The 7,816-nt window shown below is 59.7% G+C and carries 7 protein-coding genes; 4 read left to right on the top strand and 3 right to left on the bottom strand.

Translation table 11 applies throughout. From position 1 onward, the window contains the following. Nucleotides 1-127: 127 nt before the first annotated feature. Both NI20_RS0100200 and NI20_RS0100195 read right to left on the bottom strand, forming a co-directional pair. Nucleotides 128-685: an ECF transporter S component gene (locus NI20_RS0100200; protein WP_052084309.1), complete on the bottom strand. Its 558-nt coding sequence runs from the start codon at nt 683-685 to the stop codon at nt 128-130. After that, entirely contained in the window at nt 682-1,104 is a 423-nt protein-coding gene (locus tag NI20_RS0100195) for a DUF3842 family protein (RefSeq protein WP_033119444.1), read from the bottom strand. The genes NI20_RS0100200 and NI20_RS0100195 overlap by 4 nt, the downstream gene beginning before the upstream one ends. A 285-nt stretch (nt 1,105-1,389) precedes the next feature. Here NI20_RS0100195 and NI20_RS0100190 point away from each other — a divergent pair, with 285 nt between their 5' ends. Then, complete coding sequence (locus tag NI20_RS0100190; protein ID WP_197055326.1) at nt 1,390-2,460, top strand: uridine kinase; 1,071 nt, start codon at nt 1,390-1,392, stop codon at nt 2,458-2,460. Here the strand turns inward: NI20_RS0100190 and NI20_RS0100185 are convergent. Beyond that, complete coding sequence (locus NI20_RS0100185) at nt 2,457-3,512, bottom strand: YeiH family protein (protein WP_197055325.1); 1,056 nt, start codon at nt 3,510-3,512, stop codon at nt 2,457-2,459. The two genes, NI20_RS0100190 and NI20_RS0100185, sit on opposite strands and share 4 nt — an antisense overlap. A gap of 118 nt (nt 3,513-3,630) precedes the next feature. Here NI20_RS0100185 and NI20_RS0100180 point away from each other — a divergent pair, with 118 nt between their 5' ends. The 3 genes from NI20_RS0100180 (at nt 3,631) to NI20_RS0100170 (ending at nt 7,810) form a co-directional block, all read left to right on the top strand. After that, nucleotides 3,631-4,479, top strand: coding sequence for a LysR family transcriptional regulator (locus tag NI20_RS0100180; protein WP_033119443.1), 849 nt, complete (start codon nt 3,631-3,633; stop codon nt 4,477-4,479). Nucleotides 4,480-5,387: 908 nt separating this feature from the next. Continuing rightward, nucleotides 5,388-7,466: an FAD-dependent oxidoreductase gene (locus NI20_RS13715; RefSeq protein WP_369699377.1), complete on the top strand. Its 2,079-nt coding sequence runs from the start codon at nt 5,388-5,390 to the stop codon at nt 7,464-7,466. Next, nucleotides 7,466-7,810 carry a hydrogenase maturation nickel metallochaperone HypA gene (locus NI20_RS0100170; RefSeq protein WP_033119442.1) on the top strand — a complete coding sequence of 115 codons (345 nt, stop codon included), beginning with the start codon at nt 7,466-7,468 and terminating at the stop codon, nt 7,808-7,810. The genes NI20_RS13715 and NI20_RS0100170 overlap by 1 nt, the downstream gene beginning before the upstream one ends. Nucleotides 7,811-7,816: the final 6 nt, after the last annotated feature.

Here is a 7,816-nt window from a genome sequence, read left to right as displayed (position 1 = left end):
TTGCCGCCTGCAATTCACAGACAGCAAGCCCTTTCAGCTGCTTGAACAATTTTTACTTCAGAATATTGTCTAACTTTTTGGGGTCACTTCACTTTCGTCCAAGTCCTTTTCTGTTTTTATCAAGTGCTCACACGTCGAGCGCCATATTTGTGCGTTCCATCACCACCACGAAGATGGGAATGAGGATGAGCTGCAAGATGATGCCGGGGATGGCCGTCGTCACCGCGCCGGAGAGGAAGAGGGCGAGGCTGAACTCCGTGCCCTGAAGGCCCGTGAGCAGAAACTTCACAAGCCCCCACACAAGGCGGCCCGCGACCATCGCGGAGATGAGCGAGACGTAGATGCGCCAGCCTGTTTTCGGCAGCTTGCGGTACAGAAGACCGGCGATGGCGCCGTAGGTCGCCATTTCAAACGCCATGGCGATGGCGACCCAAACGGGCGGCATGCCGAAGATCATCGAGCGCAGCAGCGGGGAGATAAAGCCGACCGCGAGTCCCCACGGCCAGCCGCACATGAAGCCGCACAGCAGCGCGGGAATGTGCATGGGACAGAGCATGGAGCCGATCTCGGGGATCTGGCCGGTCAAAAACGGCAGGACCATCGCCAAGGCGAGGAAGAGCGCGGAATAGGTGAGTTTTCTCACCGGGGAAGCGGTACGGGCAGTTGCAGTGGCAGCGTTGTTCATGGTTTGTTCTCCATTCCTTCGAGCAGCGAACGGATGTGCGCCATGGCGTCGTCCAGAATGGCGGAGGATTTTTTGTCCACGCCCGCGACATACGTGCTACATAGATTCATCGGGATGAGCACACGGTAGGCATTGCTTGACGCGACGGCGTTTGCCATGGCGGGGGAGATCTCGCCCATCAGCGCATCGGCGATCGCGATGCCGATGGGGCCGGCGATGATCTGCGCGCTGCGGCAGGCCACGATGACGGGGTTTTCGCCCGTGGCCACGCGGTCAGCGCCCGCGCGGCGCATCGCGTCGGAAGCGGCGCTGTTCGTACCGACCGCCATGATCTCGAGGTGCGGGAAGGACTTTTTGATGTTCTCGACCAAAGTTTTGCCGAGCTTTCCGCCCTGGCCGTCGATGACAAGGATCGTCACGGTGTTCTCATCCTCTCTTGCGTCTTGTTTTCTGCGCGAAAACCCTTGAAAAGATAAAGAAAAGGCATCAATATTTCCCTTGCAGGGAGATTGATACCTTGGTGATACCTCGTTTGCTTTCAGGGAACGCGCGGAAGAAAAGTCAGCTTGTGCCAACGCTGCCGGCTTGTGCCGACGCGGGAATTTTATCAAAAAAGCGCAGGGCTGTCAATCCCTTGCCCCTTGCGAAAGGGGCGAAAAAGCGCTATGATAAACGAAACTTTTTGGTAAAGGAACTCCGCCGCTATGACGAATTTTACCGATATTCGCGACTTTCTGCGCGCCCACTGCGCGCGCTATCCAGAGCTGGCGCTTCAGGACGTCTTCAAGGCGCTCTATCAGAGCGCCTTTGGCTGCGAGCATCTGATCGCCGACCCGTCCGCCGCCGCAGACTACATCCGCGCCGAAGCGGCGCGAAGCGGTGACCGTATCTCCGAGCTCGTCGAGCTGCTCAGCGGCGACTACTGCCGTGTGCACCTCGGCATTTTGCAGGACGGCTTGAACGCGGAGACGTTTGCGCGGCTCTTCGCCCTCTCTGCGCGGCACGAGGAGTGCGGGCGCGAAAAGCTCGAAGCGATGCTCACCGCCTTGCAGACAATAGCAGACGCGGGCGAGCTGCCGTTTTCTGCGCAGGAGACGGCGGAAGCTGTTGAGAGGTGGCGCAAGGACGGCTTTCCGCCGCTGCACCACTCCGAGATATTTCGGCAGAATTACGCGCCCGCGTACCGCGTCCTGCGGCGCGACTTCGCCCGCGCGCTGCCGCTGTTTGCGCGCATCGACCGCCTGACGGCGGAAAGAAGCCGCGTGCTCGTCGCCATCGAGGGCGGCAGCGCCAGCGGCAAGACGACGCTCGGCGAGCTGCTGCAAAATGTTTACGGCTGCCCTGTCTTCCACATGGACGACTTTTTCCTCCGCCCTGAGCAGCGCACAGAGGCGCGCTTCGCGCAGCCCGGCGGCAACGTTGACCGCGAGCGCTTTTTGGAAGAGGTGCTCCTGCCGCTGCGCGAAGGAAAGCCCGTCGATTACCGACGCTTCGACTGCGCGACGTTCACCATTGCCCCGCCGCAGCGGATTAAGGAGGGAACACTCAACATTGTCGAGGGCGCGTACTCCATGCACCCCGACCTTGCGTTGTACTACGATCTATCCGTTTTTCTGTCGATTTCGGCAGAAAAACAGCGCGAGCGCATCCTCAAACGGAATGCGCCCGCGCATGCAAAGCAGTTTTTCGACCGCTGGATCCCTTTCGAGCAGCGCTATTTCGACGCGCTCGATGTGCGGAACCGCTGCGATCTCATCCTTTCGGCGGACGATTAAATGAGCGTGCCGCTCGGCGCGATGCCGAGCACGTACTCGACTGCGATGGCCACAAGAACAACCAGCAGCGAAATGATGAAGCCGTGGAGCATCGGCTTTGCGCCAGACTTGCACAGCGCCGCGAAGTTCGTATTGAGGCCGATGGCGGCGAGCGCCGCGACCATCAGGAACTTGCTGATACTCTTGAGCGTTGTAGCGAGACCGGCGGGGATGACGCCGACGCTGCACAGAATCGACATTGCGAGGAAACCGAGGATGAACCACGGGAACACCGACTTCATATTGACCTTGACGCCATGGTCGCCGCTTTGCGCGGCGGCCTTTTTCTTGAGGTGCACGCTGATGGCGGCGAAGACCAGCACCGTCGGGATGATGGCGAGTGTGCGCGTCAGCTTGACCATCGTGGCAAAGTCGCCTGCGGCCTCGCTGAAGGCGTAGCCCGTGGCGACGACGCTCGAGGTGTCGTTGACCGCCGTGCCGGCCCACAGGCCGAACGCCGCGTCGGAAAGGCCCATCGCGCGGCCGAGCAGCGGGAACACGACGACCATGATCGTGTCAAAGAGGAACGTTGCCGACATGCCGTAAGCGATGTCCATGTCCGTTGCCTCGATGACCGGTGCGATGGCGGCGATGGCGCTGCCGCCGCAGATGCCCGTGCCCGCGTTGATGAGGCTGCTCGTCTTCCAGTCAAGCCCCAGCGCCTTGCCGATCACATAGCCGAGGCCGAAGCACGTCGCCAGTGTGAAGAGCATGACGGTGAGCGAGAACTTGCCGACCGTCAGCACGGTCGTGATGTTCAGGCTGGCACCGAGCAGTATGATGGCGAACTTCAGAATTTTCTTCGAGGTGAATTTGATGCCGGGCTTCGTCTTGGCATTCGGCGCGTAAAAGCGGTTCACGATCATGCCGATGAACATCGCGATGACCGACGCGCCGATCAGGTGCAGCCCCGCAGACTCTTCCAGATGCTCTAAAAACTTGGCTACCACGGCAATGACGAGCGCGATGGCGCAACCGGGCAGCATTTTTTTCACAGTTTCGATGAATTTCATGTGTTTTTCTCTCCTCCAATGCGTGTTGCGGGTGTATTATATCACCGACTTATGATATAATAAAATTATAAATAAGAATATGTCGATTCCTGTTTGTTATCGACAAAGGGGAGAGAACATGGACCAGCGGCTTGAGACCTTTTTGACCGTGTGCGCCACGATGAACTACCGCAAGGCGGCGGAGCAGCTGCATTTGACGCAGCCCGCCGTGACGAAACAGATCCAGGCGCTCGAAGCGCTGTACGGCGTGCGCCTTTTTACCTACGACAGCCGAAAGCTCAGAAAAACGGCGCAGGGCGAAACGCTTGAGATCTACGCCATCAGCCAGCGCTATCAGGACGAGGAGCTGCGCCGCGCGCTCAAACGGCAGGAGAAGACGAGCCTTCGCATCGGCGCGACGAAGTCCATCGGCGACTATATCCTGCTGCCGCAGATCATCCGCTTTTTGAAAGAACCGGACAACGAGCTCTTTTTTACCGTCGACAATACGGCACACCTGCTCGCCCAGCTCGAGGGCGGTGAGCTTGACTTCGTCGTGCTCGAGGGCATTTTCGACAAGAGCCGGTACGAGAGCTTTCTGCTGCGCAACGAGCCCTACATCGGCATCTGTGCGAAAGATCACCCGTTTTCGGGCCGCGAGGTGCCGATGGATGAGCTCTTTTCCGAGCGGCTCATCCTGCGCGAGCCTGGCTCCGGTACGCGAAAGATTTTAGAGCGAGAGCTCATGCAGTGCGGCTACACGGTCGAGGCATTTCGCGCGAATGTCTGCATCAGCAGCTTCAAGCTCATCCGGCATCTGGTGAGCGAGGGCTGCGGCGTGAGCTTCCTCTACGAGGCCGTCGTCAAGAATGATGCGCAGTTCGGGCATTTTTCCTGCCCGCCGCTCACGGGCGTGCACGAGCTGAACGTCGTGTGCCTCAAAAACACCAATGTGCCCGCGCTTGCGCGGCGGTTCCTTGATCTGTAAATTTGGGCAATTCTGCCGATCTGCGCAAAAATGCGGGGAATTGAGCGATATGACTGCGGTTTATGGAATCAGTCAATGGAAAAATCCAACATTTTCCTGTAAAATAGAGCTTGGATAAGATAGGTGATGATCGCCGCGCGATATTTTTGCTGCGCGGTGGCAAGCACGCGGTACACCGCGAAAAGGGAGAGCAGGAACATGAGCGATATCAACGGCAGCAGGCCCACGAATTTCCCTCTCGACGAGAGTAAGCTGGATTTCAAAATACCCCGCACGGACGCCCCGCGCGAAAACGTCCTCAAGCTCGGCAGTATGATCACGAACCGCATCGGCCTCAAGGCCACGGCGGACGACCCCGAGTACTGGGGCCTTGCCGGCGTGATGACCGACGAGATGGTCGACGTCGCGCTCAAAATGGGCGTGCGCAAGCCCAAAACGACCGAGCAGTTGATGAAGCTCACCAAAATGGAGCGTGAGCCGCTCGAAAAGCTCCTCACGGAGATGGCATGGACGGGTATCATCGAGTACAACTGGGAGAACATGGACGGCAAGAACCCCAAGCATGAAAAGCGTTGGGTGCTGCCGCTGTTCGTCCCCGGCAGCGCGGAATTTCTGAACATGCGCAAAAGCCAGATCGACGAGCATCCCGAGGTCGCGGCATTCTTTGAGCGCATGACGATGCTCCCGCTCGAAAAGATCACGCCCATGGTGCCGCCGGGAGGCGCGGGCATCGGCATGCACGTCATCCCCGTGGAAAAGGCCATCGAGACGGAGAACGAGTCCGTTGACTTAGAGCACATCTCCTACTGGCTCAGCAAATACGAGGGCAAGTACGCCAAGAGCATGTGCTCCTGCCGCGCTAGCCGCGCCAAGCTTGGTGAGGGCTGCGGCGATGACGCCGAAAGCTGGTGCATCGGTGTGGGCGACATGGCCGACTACATCGTCGAAACACAGCGCGGCGAATACATCACGAAGGACGAAGCGCTCGAAATTTTCAAAAAGCCGAGGACAACGGCTTTGTCCACCAGATCACGAATATCGACGGTGAGCAGAAAATTTTCGGCATCTGCAACTGCAACGTCAATGTCTGCAACGCGCTGCGCACATCGCAGCTGTTCAACACGCCGAACCTGTCGCGCAGCGCCTATGTCGCGAGCGTCGAGAGCGAGAGCTGCGTCGCCTGCGGCCGCTGCGTCGAAAACTGCCCCGCGGGCGCGGTCAAGCTGGGACAGAAGCTCTGCACGAAGGACGGCTACATCGAATATCCCCGTCAGGAGTTACCCGACGATGTCAAGTGGGGGCCTGAAAAGTGGAGCGTCGACTACCGCGACAGGAACCGCATCAACTGCTACAATACCGGTACCTCGCCGTGCAAAACGGTCTGCCCAGCGCACATCGCGGTGCAGGGCTATTTGAAGCTTGCCGCGCAGGGCAAGTACCTCGAAGCCTTGCAGCTCATCAAGCGCGAAAATCCGTTCCCCGCGGTCTGCGGCCGCATCTGCAACCGCCGCTGCGAGGACGCCTGCACGCGCGGTACGGTCGATCAGGCCGTCGCCATCGACGAAGTCAAGCGCTTCATCGCCCAGCAGGACCTGAATGCGGAGACGCGCTTTGTGCCCGAAAAGGTCATCCCGAAGGTCGACGGCGAATTTTCCGAGAAGATCGCCGTCATCGGCGGCGGCCCCGCGGGCCTGTCGTGCGCATACTACCTCGCTGAAAAGGGCTACCGCCCGACGGTGTTTGAAAGGGAAGCGCGTCCCGGCGGCATGCTGATGAACGGCATTCCGAGTTTTCGCCTCGAAAAAGACGTGGTGGAGGCCGAGATCGACATCCTGCGTGAACTTGGTGTCGAGTTCCGCTGCGGCGTGGAGGCCGGGAAAGATGTGACCATCGCACAGCTGCGCGAACAGGGCTATCAGGGTTTCTATGTGGCCGTCGGTCTCCAGTCCGGCGGTAAGCTGAATATCCCCGGCGGCGACGCGGACGGCGTCATGGCGGGTATCGACTTTATGCGGCAGGTCAACCTGCATGAAAAGAAGACGCTTTCCGGTAAGGTCGTCGTCATCGGCGGCGGCAACATCGGCGCGGACGTTGCGCGCACGGCGGTGCGCTGCGGCGCGGAGAGCGTTGACCTCTACTGCTTAGAGGCTTACGACGATATGCCAATGGGCGAGGAAGACCGCAGCGAGTGCGAGCGCGACAGCATCACCGTCCACGCCGGCTGGGGCCAGACCGAGATCGTGGTGGAGGACGGCAAGTGCGCGGGCATCAGGTTCCGCAAGTGCACGCGCGTCAAGAACGACGAGGGCCGCTTCGCACCTGAGTTTGACGACAGTGTGAGCGAGCAGGCCGAGTGCACGACGGTTCTCTACTGCATCGGCCAGAAGGTCGACTGGCGTGAGCTGCTCACCGGCACCGCTGTTGAGTTCAACCCCAACGGCACGGTCAAGGCAGACCCCGTCACGTATCAGACGGCGGAAAAGGATATCTTCGTCGGCGGCGACGCTTATACGGGTCAGAAATTTGCCATCGCCGCCATCGCCGCGGGCAAGGAGGGCGCGATCTCGCTGCACCGTTTTGTCCAGCACGCGACGTTGACGGTCGGCCGCAACCGCCGCCAGTTCATTGAGCTCGACAAGGAGAACGCTCTGATCCCCGTCAATTACGACACAACGCCGCGCCAGCGCATCGGCTATAACGAGGCGCTGCGCAGGACGTTTAGCGACGAGCGCGTCGCGTTCACCGAAGAGCAGATCAAAAAGGAGACCGCGCGCTGCCTTAGCTGCGGCGCGAGCATCGTCGACCCGAACAAGTGCATCGGCTGCGGCGTCTGCACGACGAAGTGCGCGTTCGACGCCATCCACCTGCACCGCGAGAGACCGGAGTGCAGCAAGATGTACGCCTGTGAGGACAAGATGAAGGCCATCCTGCCGTACATGATCAAGCGTGAGTTCAAGATCAAGCGTACGGCGAGAAAAAGCAAGTAATGCACGAGCTGGGCATTGTCTTCCACGTCATCAAGAGCGTGGAAAAGATCGGAGAGGAAAACGGCCTGACGAACGTCGCGTCCGTGACGCTCGAGCTCGGCGAGGTGTCCGGCGCGATCCCGCACGAACTCGAAAGCTGCTGGAACTGGGCAGTCAAGAAGACCGAGCTTTTACCGGAGGCCGCGCTCAAGATCGAGACCATCCCCGCCGTTACGTACTGCGAGGGCTGCGGGCGCGACTATCCCACGGTGCAGTTTGGCCGCACCTGCCCGCACTGCGGCAGCAAAAAAACATGGCTCAAGCAGGGCAGCGAGATCAACTTAAAGGAGATCGAGGCGATATGACAGAAC

It is taken from the genome of Oscillibacter sp. ER4, assembly GCF_000765235.1.
GTDB classification, from domain to species: Bacteria; Bacillota; Clostridia; order Oscillospirales; family Oscillospiraceae; genus Hominicoprocola; species Hominicoprocola fusiformis.
This window is presented reverse-complemented; position numbering and strand designations above follow the sequence as displayed.